Annotated in this window: 16 protein-coding genes; 7 read left to right on the top strand and 9 right to left on the bottom strand. The window is 70.4% G+C overall.

What is annotated here, in order from left to right:
- Nucleotides 1-8 precede the first annotated feature (8 nt).
- On the bottom strand, nt 9-806 hold the full coding sequence (locus D9598_RS01810; RefSeq protein ID WP_198364678.1) for a FadR/GntR family transcriptional regulator: 798 nt from the start codon (nt 804-806) through the stop codon (nt 9-11).
- Between the two features lie 86 nt (nt 807-892).
- Here D9598_RS01810 and D9598_RS01805 point away from each other — a divergent pair, with 86 nt between their 5' ends.
- Nucleotides 893-2,080 (top strand): alpha-hydroxy acid oxidase, encoded by a 1,188-nt coding sequence (locus tag D9598_RS01805; RefSeq protein WP_198364677.1) that lies wholly within the window; start codon nt 893-895, stop codon nt 2,078-2,080.
- A 21-nt stretch (nt 2,081-2,101) separates the two neighbouring features.
- Here D9598_RS01805 and D9598_RS01800 read toward each other — a convergent pair whose 3' ends face one another.
- The 3 genes from D9598_RS01800 to D9598_RS01790 form a co-directional block, all read right to left on the bottom strand.
- Nucleotides 2,102-3,703 carry a bifunctional aspartate transaminase/aspartate 4-decarboxylase gene (locus D9598_RS01800; protein ID WP_198364676.1) on the bottom strand — a complete coding sequence of 534 codons (1,602 nt, stop codon included), beginning with the start codon at nt 3,701-3,703 and terminating at the stop codon, nt 2,102-2,104.
- 24 nt (nt 3,704-3,727) lie between these two features.
- Nucleotides 3,728-5,416, bottom strand: coding sequence for an aspartate-alanine antiporter (aspT, locus tag D9598_RS01795; RefSeq protein WP_198364675.1), 1,689 nt, complete (start codon nt 5,414-5,416; stop codon nt 3,728-3,730).
- 147 nt (nt 5,417-5,563) lie between these two features.
- Entirely contained in the window at nt 5,564-6,169 is a 606-nt protein-coding gene (locus D9598_RS01790) for a DUF6134 family protein (protein ID WP_198364674.1), read from the bottom strand.
- Nucleotides 6,170-6,295: 126 nt separating this feature from the next.
- Here D9598_RS01790 and D9598_RS01785 point away from each other — a divergent pair, with 126 nt between their 5' ends.
- The 5 genes from D9598_RS01785 to D9598_RS01765 all read left to right on the top strand — a co-directional run bounded on the left by D9598_RS01785 (nt 6,296) and on the right by D9598_RS01765 (nt 11,413).
- Nucleotides 6,296-6,829 (top strand): histidine phosphatase family protein, encoded by a 534-nt coding sequence (locus D9598_RS01785; RefSeq protein ID WP_198364673.1) that lies wholly within the window; start codon nt 6,296-6,298, stop codon nt 6,827-6,829.
- The gene (locus tag D9598_RS01780) at nt 6,826-8,316 is read left to right on the top strand and encodes a CHAD domain-containing protein (protein ID WP_198364672.1); all 1,491 of its coding nucleotides are present in this window, start codon (nt 6,826-6,828) and stop codon (nt 8,314-8,316) included. The genes D9598_RS01785 and D9598_RS01780 overlap by 4 nt, the downstream gene beginning before the upstream one ends.
- Before the next feature lie 63 nt (nt 8,317-8,379).
- On the top strand, nt 8,380-8,946 hold the full coding sequence (locus D9598_RS01775; protein ID WP_198364671.1) for a thermonuclease family protein: 567 nt from the start codon (nt 8,380-8,382) through the stop codon (nt 8,944-8,946).
- Between the two features lie 188 nt (nt 8,947-9,134).
- Nucleotides 9,135-10,442, top strand: coding sequence for a citrate synthase (gene gltA, locus D9598_RS01770; protein ID WP_198364670.1), 1,308 nt, complete (start codon nt 9,135-9,137; stop codon nt 10,440-10,442).
- A 443-nt stretch (nt 10,443-10,885) separates the two neighbouring features.
- Nucleotides 10,886-11,413 (top strand): hypothetical protein, encoded by a 528-nt coding sequence (locus tag D9598_RS01765; RefSeq protein WP_232476801.1) that lies wholly within the window; start codon nt 10,886-10,888, stop codon nt 11,411-11,413.
- A gap of 50 nt (nt 11,414-11,463) precedes the next feature.
- Here D9598_RS01765 and D9598_RS01760 read toward each other — a convergent pair whose 3' ends face one another.
- From D9598_RS01760 to D9598_RS01750, 3 genes are all read right to left on the bottom strand, one after another.
- The gene (locus tag D9598_RS01760) at nt 11,464-12,558 is read right to left on the bottom strand and encodes a hypothetical protein (protein ID WP_198364668.1); all 1,095 of its coding nucleotides are present in this window, start codon (nt 12,556-12,558) and stop codon (nt 11,464-11,466) included.
- Between the two features lie 207 nt (nt 12,559-12,765).
- Nucleotides 12,766-14,586 carry an ATP-dependent zinc metalloprotease FtsH gene (gene ftsH, locus D9598_RS01755; RefSeq protein WP_198364667.1) on the bottom strand — a complete coding sequence of 607 codons (1,821 nt, stop codon included), beginning with the start codon at nt 14,584-14,586 and terminating at the stop codon, nt 12,766-12,768.
- An 84-nt stretch (nt 14,587-14,670) separates the two neighbouring features.
- Entirely contained in the window at nt 14,671-14,901 is a 231-nt protein-coding gene (locus tag D9598_RS01750) for a hypothetical protein (protein WP_198364666.1), read from the bottom strand.
- A gap of 197 nt (nt 14,902-15,098) precedes the next feature.
- On the opposite strand from D9598_RS01750, the gene D9598_RS01745 reads away from it, so the two are divergent.
- Nucleotides 15,099-15,953, top strand: coding sequence for a transglutaminase family protein (locus D9598_RS01745; RefSeq protein WP_198364665.1), 855 nt, complete (start codon nt 15,099-15,101; stop codon nt 15,951-15,953).
- 198 nt (nt 15,954-16,151) lie between these two features.
- Here D9598_RS01745 and D9598_RS01740 read toward each other — a convergent pair whose 3' ends face one another.
- Both D9598_RS01740 and D9598_RS01735 read right to left on the bottom strand, forming a co-directional pair.
- Nucleotides 16,152-16,664, bottom strand: coding sequence for a DUF177 domain-containing protein (locus tag D9598_RS01740; protein WP_198364664.1), 513 nt, complete (start codon nt 16,662-16,664; stop codon nt 16,152-16,154).
- The gene (locus tag D9598_RS01735; RefSeq protein ID WP_198364663.1) at nt 16,661-17,227 is read right to left on the bottom strand and encodes a ubiquinol-cytochrome C chaperone family protein; all 567 of its coding nucleotides are present in this window, start codon (nt 17,225-17,227) and stop codon (nt 16,661-16,663) included. The genes D9598_RS01740 and D9598_RS01735 overlap by 4 nt, the downstream gene beginning before the upstream one ends.
- Between the last annotated feature and the right edge of the window lie 112 nt (nt 17,228-17,339).

Below are 17,339 nucleotides of genomic sequence, written 5' to 3'. Positions count from 1 at the left end.
GGCCTCGGCTAATCCTCCGCTACCAGCCCGCGCCGATCGCGCATGCGAAGGCTCTCCGCCAGCCTCTCCTCACCGGCGCGGAAGGCCTGGAAGGCCGATTCGGTGAAGTCGATATGGCCGCGCATGGCCTCCGCCGCCGCCGCCGCGTCTCCGGCCAGCACCGCCTCCCCGATCCCCAGATGCTGCGCCAGGATCGCGCCGCGCAGATCGTCGCGCCGCCAGTACTGCTCGTGGCTGACCAGGATGCCCCGCCGCAGCAGATCGGCCAGGACGCGCAGGACATGCAGCAGCACCAGGTTGTGGCTGGCCTCGTGCAACAGCCGGTGCAGCCGCAGATCGGCCTCCGCCTCCTCCGCCGGCACGGCGCGCCGGTGCGCCGCCTCCATCGCGGCCAGGGCCTCGCGCAGCGCCACGCGCTCGGGGTCCGTGATGCGCCGCGCCGCCAGGGCCGCCGCCTCCGGCTCCATCAGCCTGCGATACTCGAAATAGTCCCGGGCGATCCGCGGGCTCTGGCCGAAGAGCGTGGCCAGGGGTCCGCTCAGCGGCGCCAGGAAATCCGCCACCTGCGTGCCGGCTCGCGAGCCGGTCAGCAGGCCCCTGTTCTCCAGCTGCGCCAGCGCCTCGCGCAGCGAGGGGCGCGAGACGCCGAGGGCCTCCGCCAGCTCGCGCTCCGGTGCCAGGCGCTCGCCGGGACGCAGCACGCCCTCCAGGATCAGCGTCTCCAGATGGCTGGCCACGGCGCCGGCCAGGGGCTGCGGCCGGATCGGCTGTGGCCGGCTGGGCGGCGGTCGGGTCGGGTCGGGCATGCTCCCTCCTCCTGGTCAAAAGACTTTACCAAGAGCGCGGTGCGGGTGACAATGCCGGCCACCGACCCGCCGCCGGAGGATGCGCCATGCCGACCGTCACCAATATCGAGGATCTGCGCCGGATCGCCCGCCGCCGCATCCCGCGCGCCATCTTCGACTACGCCGACCGCGGCTCCTACGACGAGGCGACCTACCGCGCCAACCGCGAGGATCTGGCGGCGCTGAAGCTGCGCCAGCGGGTCATGATCGATGTCTCCGAGCGCAACCTGGCCTCGACCATGCTGGGCGAGCCGGTCTCCATGCCGGTGGCCATCGCGCCGACCGGGCTGACCGGGCTGTTCCACGCCGATGGCGAGATCCTCGGCCGCCGCGCGGCGCATGCCTTCGGCGTCCCCTTCACCCTCTCGACCATGTCGATCTGCTCGATCGAGGATGTCTGGGAGGCGACCAAGCTGCCCTTCTGGTTCCAGCTCTACGTCATGCGCGACCGGGGCTTCAGCCGCTCCCTGGTGGAGCGCGCCATCGCCGCGAACTGCTCGGCGCTGGTGCTGACGCTCGACCTGCAGATCCAGGGCCAGCGGCACAACGACATCAAGAACGGCCTGGCCGTGCCGCCCAAGCTGACGCTGCGGAACGCGCTCGACGTGATGACGAAGCCATCCTGGGCGCTCAAGGTGCTGCGCGGCCGGCGCAAGACCTTCGGCAACCTGACCGAGGCGCCGGGCGCGAAGGAGGGCCTGGCCACCCTGTCGCACTGGATCGCCGGGCAGTTCGATCCCTCGCTGTCCTGGAAGGACGTCGCCTGGATCCGCAGCATCTGGCCGGGGAAGCTCATCCTGAAGGGCGTGCTGGACATCGATGACGCGCGGATCGCCGCCGATACCGGGGCGGATGCCATCGTCGTCTCCAACCACGGCGGACGGCAGCTCGACGGCGCGCCCTCCTCGATCTCCGTGCTGCCGGCGATCGCCGAGGCGGTGGGCGACAAGACCGAGATCCTCTTCGACGGCGGCGTGCGCTCGGGCCAGGACGTGCTGAAGGCGCTGGCGCTCGGCGCCAGGGGCTGCATGATCGGCAAGGCCTGGCTCTATGGCCTGGCGGCGGGTGGCGAGGCCGGCGTGACGCAGGCCCTGCAGATCATCCGCAAGGAGCTGGATGTCAGCATGGCGCTGACCGGCACCCGGGATGTCCGCGACGTCACGCCGGAGGTGCTGCACGCGGCGCGCCACGGCGATGTGGTGCGGCCGGCCGGATCGCGGCTGGAGCACGCCTGAACCGGCCGCGGCGGCGCGCCTTCAGCCCGGAGGCGCGCCCTTCTCCTTCTCGAAGGCGGCGTGGTACTCCTCCGCCATGCCGCGCAGGGCACGCCCGATCCGCGCATACTCGTATTCGTTGAGATTGGCGAGGGAGACGCGACCGGCCGGCTGGTCGGCGCCGAAGCCGCGTCCGGGCAGCAGCACGATGCCCGTCTGGTCGGCGATGCGGAACAGCATGTCCCCGGCACCGGCCTTCTCCTTGATCCAGGCGGCGAACTCCTCACCATAGAGGTGCCGCGCGATACGCTCCAGATCGAGCAGGGTGTAGTAGCCCACCTCGTTCGGATCGGATTGCGGCGGCATCCCCAGCTCGCGGTAGAGCGTCGCCTCGCGGCGGCGGATCAGCTTCTTGAGCTGCGCCTTGTAGCCCTCGTTCTCATCCATCAGGGCGAAGAGCGAGAAGAGGACCATCTGCACCTGCTGCGGCGTCGAGAGCCCGGCCGTGTGGTTCAATGCCACGGCGCGGCTGTCGGCGACGAGCCGGTCGATGAAGCGGAGTGCCGCGACATCCGGCACCAGTGAGGAATAGCGCGTGACGAGATCGGCCTTCTCGGCCTCCGGCAGGGCCGCCAGCGCCGCGTCCAGCGCATTGTCCCGATGCGTGGCGATGACGCCAAGCCGCCAGCCTGTCGCGCCGAAGTACTTGGAGAAGGAATAGACGAGCATGGTGTTGCGCGGGCAGACCGCGAAGAGCGAGCGGAAGTCATCGGCGAAGGTGCCGTAGACGTCATCGGTCAGGATGAAGAGGTCCGGCCGGTCCTGCGCCACGATGCGCGCCACGGTCTGCAGGCTGCGGTCATCCATCTTCACCGAGGGCGGATTGCTCGGGTTGACGCAGAAGAAGATCTTGACCGCCGGGTCCTTCAGCTTCTCCAGCTCGGAATCCGGATACTGCCAGTTCTGCGCGGGATCGGCGTGGATCGCCACCTCCTCGAGACCGTACTCCGCGAGTTCGGGGATCTCGATATAGGGCGTGAAGACCGGCAGGCCGATCGCCACCTTGTCGCCGCGCCGGACCAGGCCGTTCTGCTGCAGGGTGTGGAAGACATAGGCCATGGCGGCGGTGCCGCCCTCCACGGCGAAGAGGTCGACGCCGCCTGTCGAGAGATAGCCGCCGACCATCTCCTTGACGATGTAGTTGCGCACGATCTCCTCGCTGACGCGCAGCATGCGCGGCGGCACCGGGTAGTTGCAGCCGAGAACGCCCTCGACCATCTCATGCAGGAAATCCGAGGCCGAAAGCCCGAGCTGGTCGCGCACATAGCTGAGCGCGCGGCTGAGGAAGAGCACGCCCGGCTGGTCGCGATGCTCGGCCGTGAAGCGCTCGAAGCGGCCCTCGATCCCCTCCAGCTGCGGCAGGCCGCCGACGCCATCCGGCATGTAGGAGAAGGAAAGCTCCGCCTCGTTCGTCGCGAAGAGGCCGAGGCGGAAGAAGGCGCGCCGCGGCAGGGTGGCCAGGAAGTTCGGATTGCCGCGACCGGCGTTCAGCATCAGCCGGTTCTCCCGCCCGGAGGCCAGCCGGATGAGTTCGTCCTTCAGCTCGAACGGGCTGAGCTTGGCGTACTGGCTGTAGTCGGTCATGGGCGTCTTGTCCTTGCTGGCGGTTCAGGCGAAGGCGACGACGAGCGGCCCGAGAAGGGTGAGGAAGACATTGGCCAGGGCATAGGTGATGGCGAAGGGCGTGGTCGGGATGGCGTTGCCGGCCTTGTCCAGCACCTCGCCGAAGGCCGGATTGGCGCTGCGCGACCCTGACAGCGCGCCGGCGAAGATCGCCGCATTGTCGTAGCGCAGCAGGTAGCGCCCGACGAGCATGGTGACGACCAGCGGCACCACGGTGACGACGACGCCCAGGAGAAAGATCGAGAGCCCGCTGCTGGCTATGGTGCTGACGGCCTGCAGCCCGGATTGCAGCCCGACCACGGCGACGAAGCCGGCCAGGCCCAGGTCGCGCAGCAGGGTGGAGGCGGCGGTGGGCATGTTGCCGATGGCCAGGTGCCGGCTGCGGTACCAGCCGAAGATGAGGCCTGAGAGCAGCGCGCCGCCGCCGCTGCCAAGCGTCAGCGGCACGGCGCCGATCCGCAGCACCAGGAGGCCGATCAGCAGGCCGACGACGAGGCCGAGACCGTGGAAGACGAAATCGGTCTTGTCGCTTGGCACCACGGCGGTGCCGGCGAGTTGCACGGCCCGTTCCACATCCTTGGCGGAGCCATAGAGGGTGGCCACGTCCCCCGCCTCGACGCGCGTCTCCTTCGTCACCGGAACGGGCTTCCCGGCCCGCGTCAGGCCGGTGACATAGACACCATGCCGCACCGCCTCGTCCACCTGACCGCGGATCTCCGCGACCGTATGGCCGATGAACGCTCGGTTCGCCACGGCGACGTCCCGCGTCAGCATGATGACATCCATGCCCTCGGCCGATTGCACCTCGTCGCCCGCCTGCGATGCCAGGCTGACCACGCCGGGCCTCCGTCCGACGATCAGCACGATGTCGTCCTTCTCCAGCCGCAGGTCCGGCTGCAGGCCGATCAGGGCATTGCCGCGCCGCACGCGCTCGACGCTCACCGTGTCATCCGCCATGCCCTCCAGCTCGGCGACGCTCCGCCCGGCCGAGGCGCCGATGCGATAGAGCCGCCCGACGAGCGGCGGCATGGCGGGCTGCTCCCCCGGCCCATAGACCGGCGCGCCCGCCAGCAACGCGGTTTCGGCCTTGATGGCGTCGTCGCGGATGCTGCGGCCCATCAGCCATTCGAGGGCGTTGACGCAGATCAGGATGGCGCCGAAGGAGCCGAAGATGTAGGTCACGGCGTAGCCGATGGCGACATTGGCCTGCAGGCGCTGGGTTTCATCGGCGGCGAGGCCCAGCTTCTCGATCGCCGCGCCGGCGGTGCCGATGATCGCCGACTGGGTCAGCCCGCCGGCGGCGAGTCCGGCCGCCATGCCTTTGTCCAGCCCGAAGATCCGCGCCAGGATGACGACGGTGACGAGGCCGCTGATCGCCAGCACCGCGGCGAGGATGATCTCCCGCACCGAGTGGCGGCCGAGGGAGCGGAAGAACTGCGGTCCGCTCTCGAAGCCCACCGCGTAGATGAACAGCGCGAAGAGCACCGCCTTGATGCCGTTGTCGACATGCACGCCGAGCTGGCTGATCAGCACCGCCACCAGCAGCGAGCCGGCGACGCCGCCGAGCTGGAACTTGCCGAAGCGGAACTTGCCGATCCAGTAGCCGCCGGCCAGCGAAAGGAAGATGGCGATCTCGGGGGACTGGGCCAGAAGGCCGTGAAGCCAGGACGCCATGCCGATGCTTCCAGGAGAAATTGTCTAGCCGGTGGGCTGTCCGCGTCGGGCATCACAAGGGGAGCGCGATCCGCCGGCCCTGTCCGCTCCGAGGTTTAATGCGCCCTCCCCCCGCGAGGACGTCATCACGATTGCAGGATGGCCGGATCAGAACGCCTCGTAGCGGATGGCGCTGCCGTCATCGCAGCGCATGGTGAAACCGACCCAGCGTCCCGCGGCATCATAGAGCGCGGCCATGTCGCCCTCCGGCCAGCGCCACCGCATCAGCGCCCCGAGCTGGTCGCGCCGGGGGGCGCCGTCCAGCATGCGGCCGGTATGGGCGTTGAACAGGGGCCGCCCCATGCGGCCGGGTTCCCACCAGGACAGTGGCGCGGCCTCCGCCGGCAGCCGCAGCGCGCCCTCCGGCCCCTCGCCGGCGAGGCCCTCCGCCGTGGCCACCAGCCGCAGCCGCGTCTCCCGGCCATTCCGCAGCGTCCGGGAGGCGAAGCCCAGCAGGCGTTCGCCCTGCCAGCGCTCGGAATAGTCATGCGCGTGGCGGTAGACGGTGATGCCGAGCATCGTCACCGCGAGGGCGACCTCGGTCCGGATGGTGCCGTCCGGCTCGGCGCGGACGAGATGCGTGCCGATCTCGCTGTCGCCCCGCAGGACCCGGAAGCGGTAGCCCGCCGGCGGGATGGCGGCGCGGGCGGAAAGGCCGGGCAGCGCCAGCAGGGCCGCCAGAAGGCCCCGCCGGCCCACCGATCCGCCGCTCATCCGTCGCCCTGTCGCCATGCTTCGCCCCTCGTTCCCGCGGACAGAGATGGGACCGCCAGCGGAAAGCGGAAGCCTGTCCTCCGTCCCCCCCGAGACAGACGGGCCGTGCCGTGCCAAACTGGCCGCATGCGGCAATTGCTCCTGCTGCGGCATGCGAAGTCGTCCTGGGACGATCCAAGCCTGCCGGACCACGCCCGGCCCCTGAACACGCGGGGCAGACGCGCCGCCACCATCATGGCCGGCGTGATGCGCGAACTCGGCCTGGCGCCGGACATCGTGCTCGTCTCCTCCGCGCGGCGCACGCTGCAGACGCTCGAGGCCCTCTCGCCGCTGCCGGACAGCCCGCTGGTCGAGCCGATGGACGATCTCTACCTGGCGCCCTGGCCCCGGCTGATGGAGACCCTGCGGGAGGCACCGGAGACGGCGCGCAGCCTGCTGCTGATCGGCCACAATCCCGGCCTGCACGACCTGGCGCTGGCCCTGGCGGGTCCGGCCGGCATGGCGGGCAAGGCCCCCGGCACGCAGCGGCTGGCGGGAGGATATCCGACCGGCGCGCTGGCGGAGTTCGCCATCGCCGCGCCCTGGCGGCTGCTGGAGGCGGGCGGCGGGCGGCTCGTGCGCTTCGTCGCTCCCAACGACCTTCCAGAGATGGCGGGATGACCAGCGATCCGGCGCCGGCGCCCGCCTCCCCCCCGGCCCAGCCCTCCCTGACCCTGGAGGCCACGCTGCCAGCCGGGCAGGCAGCGGCCTTGTGGCGGCACCCCGCCCTGGCCGGGCTGCGGCGCCCCCGCACCGTGCCGGAGGAATGGCTCTGGCTGGACAGTGCCGAGGGCCGGCTGGCGGAGGCCGGCCTGGCCTTGCGCGCCAGCCTCCGGGGCCCGCGGGACCTCTATCCCCTCATGCCGCCGGAAGGCCCCTCGGCCCCCGGCCTGAGTGCCGGTGCCCCCCACCCCCTCCCCGCCGAGGCCGTGCCGGATGCGCTGGAGGGCGCGATCCTCCTGCCCCGCGCCAGCTATGCCGGGCGCACCGGGCGCGGCAGCCTGGGCGGCATCGCCCTGCGGTTCCGCCAGGGCCGGCTGCGCGCCGCGACCGCCACCGCGCCCGAGGCGCCCTTCTGCGGCGTGACCTTCTCCGGGCCGGCGCCGGCGGTGCTGGACCTCGTCGAGGCCCTGGCCGAAACGCTCCCGCTGCTGCCGGCCGGCGCCAGTCTGGACGAGCAGGCCTTCGCCCTCGCCCGGGGCGGCCCGGCCCGGCCGCGACGGCGCGGCGCGCCGGATCTGGGCGCGGTGGAGACCGTCGAGGCCGCCCTGCCGCTCGCCATCGGCCATCTGGCCGAGGCCATCCTGGCGCAGGCGCCGCTCTGCCGCCCCGATCTCGGGCCGGAGGGGGTGCATCAGTCGCGCGTCGCCGCCCGCCGGCTGCGCTCCTGCCTGAAGACCTTCCGGCCCCTGCTGGACGGGCCCGAATTGCGCGCGCTCGACACCGCCCTGCGCGACTTCGCCCGCGCGCTCGGCGACGCGCGGGAGATGGACGTGTTCCTGCGTGGCCTGGCCTCGGATCTGTCCCGGGCGGTGGGCCAGGATCGCCGCTGGGCCCGCCTGCTGCGCGTGGCCGAGGGCCGCCGCCTGGACGCCTATGCCAGGCTGCGGACGATGCTGGAGGACGCGCCCTTCCGGCGGATGATGTGGCAGGCCACGCGTCTCGCCCTGCTGCCGCCCTGGCGCGATGCCGCGCCGGCACGGCCGTTGCGGCCGGAGGCGCGCCACCTGCTGCACCGGCGCCGCCGGAAGATGATCCGGCGCGCCCGCCACATCGACACCCTGTCCGACACCGAGCTGCATGAGCTGCGGCTGGAGGCCAAGCGCCTGCGCTACACCGCGGAGCTCTTCGCCCCGCTCTGGCCCGGCAAGGCGGCGCGCCGCTTCCTCAAGCGGCTCTCGGAACTCCAGGAGGCGCTGGGCCTGTCGAATGACAGCGTGACGGCACGGCATCTGATCGCCGGGCTGGCCGAGGGCGGCGGTGCTTCGGCCTGGGCCGGCGGCCTGGCGGAGGGCTGGGCCCTGGCCGCGGCCCGCGACAGCCGGGCGGCGGCGCTGGAGGCCTGGCGCCGCTTCGAGCGGCAGGACACTTTCTGGCAGGGCGGCTGAACACGACCACGCCTGCGTGTGGTGCTTGAAACAGCGCCTATCGGTGGTTTAACGATTCCTCCCGTGCCCCGTCGCCGCCGCCTCTTCCGACCCGCCCGCCAGCCCCGGCGCTGGCGCGGCGCGCTACTCGCCTGCGGGGGCGCCCTGGCCATGCTCGTGCTGGCCGGACTTGGCCTGCCCGCCCATCTCCTGGGATCCGCGCCCCGCGAGCAGCAGTGGCAGGCCACGGCGGCCCGGCTGCGGATCGTCGATGGCGACACGCTGCTCCTCGGCGACCGTGCCCTCCGGCTGCGGGGCGTGCTCTCGCCGGCCCGGGGCGAAAGCTGCGGCACGGCCGCCGGCATCGGCTTCGATTGCGGCGCCGCGGCCGCCGAGGCCCTCGCCCGCCTGCTGCGCGGCCGCGACGTGTCGTGCCAGGTGCGGGGCAGCGACCGGTTCGGGCGGGCGCTGGGTGTCTGCCAGGCCGGCGGCGCTGAGGCCAACGCGACGCTGATCGCCGCCGGCTGGGCCCTGGCGGCGGACGGGGCCGACACCCGGCTGGTCGCGGCGGAGGCGGCGGCGCGGCAGGCGCGGCTCGGCCTCTGGTCCCACCCGCCCGGCGCGCCCAGGGCCTGGCGCGAGCGGCCCTGACGACGGCCCTCGGGCGGCCCGGCGGCCCTTCGCCGGCGGCGGGCCGCCTCCCGCCCGGCGAGGGCCTGCGATACCCGCGACAAGGCCCCCGGCCGGATGGACAATCCGGCACCACGACGCCTAATGTCGCAACGCACCATCGACGCCGCCGGCCGGTCCGGCGCGCCCCCCGATATGAGGAAGACGCCATGAGCAGCACGGCCAAAGGGTCCGTCACCGTCGCGCTGGACGGATCCAACAAGTCCGCCACCCTGCCGCTGATCCAGGGCTCGATCGGCCCGGACGTTTTCGATATCCGCAAGCTCTACAGTGAACTGGGCGTCTTCACCTTCGACCCGGGCTATGGCGGAACCGCCGCCTGCGAGAGCAAGATCACCTACATCGACGGCGACGAGGGCGTGCTGCTGTATCGCGGCTACCCCATCGAGCAGCTCGCCGAGAAGTCGAACTTCCTCGAGGTCTCCTACCTGCTGCTGAACGGCGAGCTGCCGACGGCGCAGCAGCTGAAGGACTTCGACCGTGGCGTGACGCTGCACACCATGGTGCACGAGCAGCTGCGGCGCTTCTTCGACGGCTTCCGCCGCGACGCCCACCCGATGGCGATCCTCTGTGGCGTGGTCGGCGCCCTCTCCGCCTTCTACCACGACAGCCTGGACATCAACGATCCGGCGCAGCGCGAGATCAGCGCCTTCCGCCTGATCGCCAAGGTGCCGACCATCGCCGCCTGGGCCTACAAGTACTCGATCGGCCAGCCCTTCATGTATCCGAGGAACGATCTCTCCTACGCGGAGAACTTCCTCTACATGCTGAACGCCGTGCCGGCCGAGGAATGGAAGCCGAACCCGATCCTCAGCCGCGCGATGGACCGCATCCTGGTCCTGCACGCCGATCACGAGCAGAACGCCTCCACCTCCACCGTCCGGCTGGCGGGCTCCACCGGCGCCAATCCCTTCGCCTGCGTCGCCGCCGGCATCGCCGCGCTCTGGGGCCCCGCGCATGGCGGCGCCAACGAGGCGGTGCTCAAGATGCTGGGCGAGATCGGCAGCGTCGAGAACATCCCGGACTTCATCGAGAAGGTGAAGGACAAGAATTCCGGCGTGAAGCTGATGGGCTTCGGCCATCGCGTGTACAAGAACTTCGACCCGCGCGCGAAGATCATGCAGGCGACCTGCCATGAGGTCCTGGCCGAGCTTGGCATCAAGGACGAGCCGCTGCTGGATCTCGCCATGGCGCTGGAGAAGATCGCGCTGGAAGACGACTATTTCGTCTCCCGCAAGCTCTATCCGAACGTCGATTTCTATTCGGGTATCATCCTGAAGGCGATGGGCATCCCCACCCACATGTTCACCGTCCTCTTCGCGGTGGCGCGCACCGTGGGCTGGGTGAGCCAGTGGAAGGAGATGATCGAGGATCCGGCGCAGCGCATCGGCCGGCCGCGGCAGATCTACACCGGCCCCGCGCAGCGCGACGTCGTGTCGGTCGAACAGCGCGGCTGAACCCGCGGATGCGGCATCCCGCCGCCCGCCTTCGCCCATGACCAGAATGAGCCCGCCCGGCAGCGCCGTGGCGGGCTTTTTCGTGCCGCAGGACAACATGAAGTAGAATATCAAGAACTTGTGGCAAACCATTGTCCCGCCGCGCGCCACGGGAAGTATCATTGAAGTACTGGGTCTGCCGCCAGCCTCTGGAGGCGGAACTCCCTGAGACCTTTTCTCCCGGGATCTCTTTATTTTTGATGAATTTACCTTGATCACAATACCGCGATTGGCTGATATACGCCTGTAGGTTGAAAATCTCGGGTGGAACTACTGAAATGGGCGATATGATGAGGGCGGATCTCCAGCATCGCTCGCTGGATGACCTTGTGCGCCGACGCCTGCGCGGCTGGCCCCAGAAGCCGCCAGGAGCTTTGGATTCGCTGAAGCAAAAGGGCATCTGGATGCGGGCCCGTCCCGGCGAGCCTGACACGGTGACGCATCCCTTCCTGCGCCTGCCCGGCTCCAATCGCCTTCGCACGGTGCCGGATGGGTTGTGGCTGCACTTCAGCCCCGATCCGGCGGATGCCTATGTCGACATCCTTTGCATCGAGGCCTGCTCCACCTTGCAGAATCTGCTGGACAAGCGCTCGCGCTTCGCGCCGTCCACCACGTCCCTGCTGGCCGTCTGCCCGGCGGCTTGGCTGACCGCGCCGTTGCAGGCGGACGATCCGCTGCCGCGCTGGCGCCGCATCAAGCTGTTGCGCCAGGCGCCCGAGGAGCCGCTGGTGCTGCCGGTACGCGATGTGCGGGTGCTCTATGGCCTGAAGACGCGGCAGTATGACGGTTTCGCGCGCACGCAGATGCCACAGGCGCACGAGTACTTCTGCCCGATGGATGCGCTGACGGATGCCGATGGCGCCAGCAATCCCGCCATGCAGGCGCTGATCGCCCGGGCCTCCGGCGCGGCCAACTTCATGCGGCTGCCGTGAACGGCGGCCAGCGCCCCCGGCCCTGCCGCCGGGGAGGCGCCGACCCCGGTTCAGGCGGGGAGGTTGTTGCTACCCTCCAGCCCGATCCGGGCGGCCAGGGCCAGTTCCTCCACCACCTCGCGCAGGGATTCGGCGGGACGGGCCGGGACCGGGGCCGGGAGCCGTGTGCTGCCGTCATACTCGAACAGGATCTCGCTCGTCGGCAGGCGTTGCACCCGGCATTGGCGGCGGGAGAAAGCCAGTCCTTCGTCGCGGACCTGCCGCTCGTACTGGGCGCCCATGATGAAGGCGCCCTGGGGCGAACGGCGCCAGGCGCGCTCCAGCATGCCCAGCATCAGGTACCAGGACGCCCCCTGATTGACCGCGCCGGAACCGGCTTCCAGGAAATAGGTGTTGGCGCCGAAGTCGATGCCGGAGAAGCCGGCCAATCCGTTCTCCCCCGCGCGGGCGATGGCGATGAAGTTGCGCGGACCAAGGGCCGCGAGGCGCAGCAGGAAGCGCGGCAGGGTGCGCCGGAGCGTGAGACCCAGAGCCTTGCGGCTGGAGAGCTGCGCCCGCAAGCCGTTCAGCGCGCCCCAGTCGGCCAGCGACGCCAGGCCATGCCGCAGGCTCACCGCCAGGTCGGGATGCGTCTCGCGGGCCCGCTTGGCGTTGCGCTTGGCATTGCTGCTGACCTCGCGCAGATAGCCGTCCCAATGCGGCCACTGGCGGAAGTCGACCACATCGAGGGTGATGGGCTCCACCTGCGTGATGACGACGCCGGGCAGCGCCTGCAGCAACGGCTCGCGCGGAGCCTCCAGATTCCACTGCGAGCCGTAATGGTATGCACCAGGGCCGAGATGCCGCAGGACCGCCTGCATGACCTCGCTCCAGCGGTGGGCATGGCCGGGCAGGAGCTGCAGGGAATCGGCGAAGACGCGCCGCCGCCGGCCGATCCCCACTGCGCATTGCGCGATCTTGGTCCGCCGCCCGTCCTCGACGAGCAGGATCTCCAGCCGGCGCAGGCGGAAGAGGCGATGATGATCCAGCTGCCAGGCCCACAGGGCATGCCAGGCGCAACGGAACGATGCTCCGCACGCCATGGCGAAGTCATCCCATTCGCCCGGAGAGATCCTGTCCTCGGAGACGTCCACGACTGGCGACATTGCATGTTCCCGGCTTTTGCTGGTGCTGACAAAGGACTGCACCACCTCCGCTAGAAGGTTATAGCCGCCGCCATGAGGTTCGGGATCATAATTTGGATTAATTCTTAATAATTAATCATTCCGATAAATACTCGATTTTCCGCTTCAAATGGCCGCCGCGGGTTCCCGCTTGCTGAATAGTGAGCAATCTTCCGCCGCATCCAGTCCTCACCCCGTCGGCGAGAAGGGGCCGGCGACGCGGCGGAGGTCGGCCTCGTCCAGCGTCTCCTTCTCCAGCAGCTGGCGCGCGCTGCGCTCGAGCACCTCCCGGCGCTCGCCCAGCAGGGCGAGGGTCTTCTCGAAGGCCTGCTGCACGATGCCGCGCACCTCCTCATCGACCGCCGCCGCCGTCTCGTCCGAGTAGTTCCGCTCGGTCCCGCCCATGCCGGGCAGGGTGGGGGCGAGGTAGGAGCGGCTGTCCTTCTCCAGCGAGACATGGCCGATGCGATCCGTCATGCCGTAGCGCGTCACCATCGAGCGGGCGATGTCGGTCACGCGCGCCAGGTCGTCGGCCGCGCCGGTGGAGAGGTGCCCGAAGACGATCCACTCCGCCGCCCGGCCACCGAGCAGCACCGCCATCTTCCCTTCCAGTTCCTCGCGCGTCATCAGGAAGCGGTCCTCGGTCGGGCGCTGGATGGTGTAGCCGAGGGCGCCGACGCCGCGCGGGATGATCGAGACCTTGTGCACCGGGTCGGAGCCCGGCACCGCCATGGCGACCAGGGCATGGCCCATCTCGTGATAGGCGACGATCTCCCGCTCGCGCGGGTTCAGCAGGCGGTTGCGCTTCTCGAGGCCGGCGATGATGCGCTCGACCGCGTTGTTGAAGTCCTGCATGGCGACCGCCTCGGCCTGCCTGCGCGTCGCCAGCAGCGCCGCCTCGTTGACCAGATTGGCGAGGTCGGCCCCGGTGAAACCGGGTGTCAGCGCGGCGATCTCCTCCGGCCTCACATCCGGCGCCAGTTGCACCTTGCGAAGATGCACCGCCAGGATGTCGATCCGCCCCTTCTTGTCCGGACGGTCCACCAGCACCTGCCGGTCGAAGCGCCCGGCGCGCAGCAGGGCCGGGTCCAGGATCTCCGGCCGGTTGGTCGCGCCGAGCAGAACCAGGCCGGTCGAGGAATCGAAGCCGTCCAGTTCCACCAGGAGCTGGTTCAGCGTCTGCTCCTTCTCGTCATTGCCGCCGCCGAAGCCGCCGACGCCGCGGGCACGGCCCATGGCGTCCAGCTCGTCGATGAAGATGATGGCCGGCGCCTTCTCCCGGGCCTGGGTGAAGAGATCGCGCACCCGGGCGGCGCCGACGCCCACGAACATCTCGACGAACTCGGAGCCCGAGATCGAGAAGAAGGGCACCCTCGCCTCTCCCGCCACGGCCTTGGCGAGCAGGGTCTTGCCGGTGCCGGGCGGCCCGACCAGCAGCACGCCCTTGGGCATCCGCCCGCCCAGGCGCCCGTATTCCTGGGGATTGCGCAGGAAGTCGACGATCTCGCGCAGCTCGTCCTTCGCCTCGTCCACCCCCGCCACATCCTCGAATCGGACGCGGGTGTCGGTCTCGACATAGACCTTGGCCTTGCTGCGGCCGACCTGCATCAGCCCGCCCATGCCGCGGCCCATGCGGCGCAACAGGAACATCCAGACGCCGATGAACAGCGCCATGGGGATGATCCAGGAGAGCAGGTCGCGCAGGAAGGTGCTCTCCACCTGCCCGGTGAACTCGACATTGTAACGCTGCAGCTCCTGCGCGAAATCCGGGTCGACTCGGGTCGTGGTGAACCGTGTCTGCCCGCCCTCCAGCGGTTCCTTCAGCCGGCCCTGGATGAAGCGGTCCGAGATGCCGATCTGCGCCACCTTGCCGTCGCGCAGCAGCTGCTCGAACTGGCTGTAGGGAATCGGCGCCACCGCCTGCTGGGCGGCGATCACGTACTGGATGATGGCGATGCCCAGCAGGGCGGCCAGCCAGTAGCTGATATTGAACCGGGCCTGAGGCTTCATCCTGTCACCTTGCCGTTCCGCCGCCTGCCGCGGCTCCGGCGCGAGGATGCCGCGTCCGGCGCGGGCGCGATAGCTCCCGGCCGGTCAGGAGCCGCCCAGCCGGGCCACGCCGCCCTGCGCCGTGAGGCCGAGGCAGGCGGGGTGCCCGCACTCCGTGGCGAGACGGGAGGTGTTCAGGAACCCCGGCAAGGGTTCCTCCAGATGCAGGACGCCGGCCAGGCGGCCGATCCCCGGCCAGTCCAGCAGGGCGATGCCGGCCAGCATGGCGCCGGCGGCGCAGAACATGGTGAGGGTGTGCAGCCATTTTGGCGTCATCGGGAAGGTCCGCTTTCTGCTGGGCCCAGCCTAGGACGCGGCAGGTTTCGTCATGGTTAAGACCCGGGCAGCCGGGCCCCCAGGGCTTTCCATGATGCATCGCAGCAACCAACCGGTCGCGGAACGGTTAGTCCTCCGCGAAAGGTTCGCGCCGGCACCGGCCAAACGGGGCCGATCACAGGCGCCGGGACATCATCATGCGCTACAGGTTGGGATGCGAGTTGGGCTACGAGGTCCAGGAGGCGGAAGGCGCGCCGCTGGTGTTCAATGTCGAGGCGCAGCGCACCGCCCGCCAGGCGGTGGTGGAGGAGCGGCTGACGCTCTCGGCCGAGGCGCCGCAGGACCGCTTCCTGATGCCCGAGAGCGGCAACCGCTATCTGCGGGTTCAGGCCCCGCGCGGCCCCCTGACCCTCCGCTACGAGGCGGTGGTGGAGCTGGCGCCCGAGAGCGTCGACCCAGCGGCGGTGGGCGAGATGCCGGCCGCTCGCCTGCCCCTCGAGGTGCTGACCCACCTCTATCCGAGCCGCTACGTCGAATCGGACCTGCTCGAACCCTTCGCCCGGAAGGAGTTCGGCGCCCTGCCGCCCGGTCATCAGCGGGTGACGGCGATCTGCAACTGGGTCCGCGACCGGCTCGACTACGTGCCCGGCAGCAGCGACGAGCACACCTCGGCCCGCGACACGCTGCTGCAGCGCCAGGGGGTCTGCCGGGACTTCTCGCATCTCTCCATGGCGTTCTGCCGCGCCCTCGGCATTCCGGCGCGCTTCGTCAGCGCCTATGCCTGGCGGCTGTCGCCGCCGGATTTCCATGCCGTGATGGAGGCCTGGCTGGAAGGGCCGGAGGGCGGCGCCTGGTATCTCTTCGACGCCACCCGCATGGCGGCGCCGGACGGGCTGGTGCGCATCGGCATCGGGCGGGACGCCGCGGAGGTCGCCTTCTGCTCGCCCTATGGGTCGGTGGACTGCGGCAGCCCCAAGGTCTGGATCAGCGCCCTCGACCGCTCCGACGACGCACCCTCGACCACCGCCGCGATCAGCCTCGCCTCCCTCTGAGGACGCGCCCGGGGCGCCCGACTTCACGCCCTGTTTTGATGACGGTCGGGACCGGCTGGTCTACTCCCCCGCGCATGAGCGAAATCGCGGGATATGCGGCGGCCACGCTGCTTTTCGGCACGTCGGTCGGGCTGATGGCCTGGGCCTGGTTTCTCTGAACCAGGCTCGCCTTCCCTTGCGGCCGTCCGGACCGCCCCGCTACGCCTTGCTGCCCTTCAGAACCGCGAAGGGATTGCGCCTCCGGGGTTCCTCCACCACGTCCTCGCCGACCTCCGGCAGGCTGGCGCCGGGCGCGCGCGGATAGGGGTCGAGGGCCAGGGAAAGCTGCTCCGCGAGCGCCTCGCCCAGTTCCATGACGCCATGCTCGGTGGGGATCTCGTCCGGCCCCTCCGCGTCATCCGCGGGCTCCCGCCCGGCGGGGAGGAAACGGAGGTCCACCTCATCCCGCACCAGCTCCCCGAAGGGCTCGAGCGTGATGACGCAGGTCTGCACCACCCGCGCCTCGAGGGTGCCGCGCGCCCGCACGGTGCCGCCAGGCTCATTGCTCAGGTCGAGCTCTGCAACCAGGGACTCGATGGCGGGAATGCCGAAGCGCAGCGCCAGGGCGGCGCATTCCGCGGGGGTGGCCTCCAGTCGCCGGTGCCGTCCCTCCGGGCCCACCGCCGCCCAGGGCAGGGAGCGGGGAAATTCCAGTCTGTTCTCGTCGCTCATGCCAGGGGGTCCTCCAACCGGTGTCCGGGATCAGGAAAGCGCGCCTCCCCCTTCAACAGGGTTTCCATGGCCTGGCCGGCGAGGAGGGCATCCGTCTCGAGCGCGAGCGCGGCCAGCCGTGCCGGTCCCGGCGCCGTGGCCGGCACCGCGCCCCGCCAGACATTGCGGGCCAGCGCCTCGGCCAGGGCCGCGGCGTCGCCGGCGGCGAGCGGCGCCTCATAGGCCTGCGCGCGGCCATGGAAGGCTTCCCACATGTTCTTCACCCGCCGCGCGATGGACATGTCGCCCACGCCCATTTCCCGCAGGTTGAAATCCATGTCGGCGAACATGGCATCGAACACGGCCTGCGCCAGGGCCGCGCCGCGGGGGTCGCTGTCCCGGTGCAGGCGGCGGATCAGCAGGGCCGTCTGGAGGCCGATCAGGTCGAAGCGTCCGTCGAGGGTGTCCGGCACGCCCAGCGCCTCGAAGAAGACCGGATGCCGCGCCGCGCGCACGGCGGCGCCATAGAGCTCGAAGCCCTGCCGCTCATGAGGCTTGCGGCGGAACAGGCCGAACAGGGCCATGGTCGTGGCGTCTCCTCGGCCCCGCCGGGCGGCAGGCCGGTTGACCCCGGTGCGGGGCGGTGGCAATCGACCGTGCAGATGGACCGCAACCCAGCGCCGGTCAATGCGGCGC

Origin of the sequence: Roseomonas sp. KE0001 (genome assembly GCF_016107285.1) — a bacterium.
Lineage (GTDB): Bacteria > Pseudomonadota > Alphaproteobacteria > Acetobacterales > Acetobacteraceae > Pseudoroseomonas.
Note: the sequence above shows the minus strand (reverse complement) of the source record. Positions and strands in the feature narration are given on the sequence as shown.

Coding starts and splice junctions, on each gene's coding strand:
- D9598_RS01810 (WP_198364678.1), bottom strand. CDS start 806: ATGCCCGACCCGACCCGACCGCCGCCCAGCCGGCCACAGCCGATCCGG.
- D9598_RS01805 (WP_198364677.1), top strand. CDS start 893: ATGCCGACCGTCACCAATATCGAGGATCTGCGCCGGATCGCCCGCCGC.
- D9598_RS01800 (WP_198364676.1), bottom strand. CDS start 3,703: ATGACCGACTACAGCCAGTACGCCAAGCTCAGCCCGTTCGAGCTGAAG.
- aspT (WP_198364675.1), bottom strand. CDS start 5,416: ATGGCGTCCTGGCTTCACGGCCTTCTGGCCCAGTCCCCCGAGATCGCC.
- D9598_RS01790 (WP_198364674.1), bottom strand. CDS start 6,169: ATGAGCGGCGGATCGGTGGGCCGGCGGGGCCTTCTGGCGGCCCTGCTG.
- D9598_RS01785 (WP_198364673.1), top strand. CDS start 6,296: ATGCGGCAATTGCTCCTGCTGCGGCATGCGAAGTCGTCCTGGGACGAT.
- D9598_RS01780 (WP_198364672.1), top strand. CDS start 6,826: ATGACCAGCGATCCGGCGCCGGCGCCCGCCTCCCCCCCGGCCCAGCCC.
- gltA (WP_198364670.1), top strand. CDS start 9,135: ATGAGCAGCACGGCCAAAGGGTCCGTCACCGTCGCGCTGGACGGATCC.
- D9598_RS01765 (WP_232476801.1), top strand. CDS start 10,886: ATGCGGGCCCGTCCCGGCGAGCCTGACACGGTGACGCATCCCTTCCTG.
- D9598_RS01760 (WP_198364668.1), bottom strand. CDS start 12,558: ATGTCGCCAGTCGTGGACGTCTCCGAGGACAGGATCTCTCCGGGCGAA.
- ftsH (WP_198364667.1), bottom strand. CDS start 14,586: ATGAAGCCTCAGGCCCGGTTCAATATCAGCTACTGGCTGGCCGCCCTG.
- D9598_RS01750 (WP_198364666.1), bottom strand. CDS start 14,901: ATGACGCCAAAATGGCTGCACACCCTCACCATGTTCTGCGCCGCCGGC.
- D9598_RS01745 (WP_198364665.1), top strand. CDS start 15,099: ATGCGCTACAGGTTGGGATGCGAGTTGGGCTACGAGGTCCAGGAGGCG.
- D9598_RS01740 (WP_198364664.1), bottom strand. CDS start 16,664: ATGAGCGACGAGAACAGACTGGAATTTCCCCGCTCCCTGCCCTGGGCG.
- D9598_RS01735 (WP_198364663.1), bottom strand. CDS start 17,227: ATGGCCCTGTTCGGCCTGTTCCGCCGCAAGCCTCATGAGCGGCAGGGC.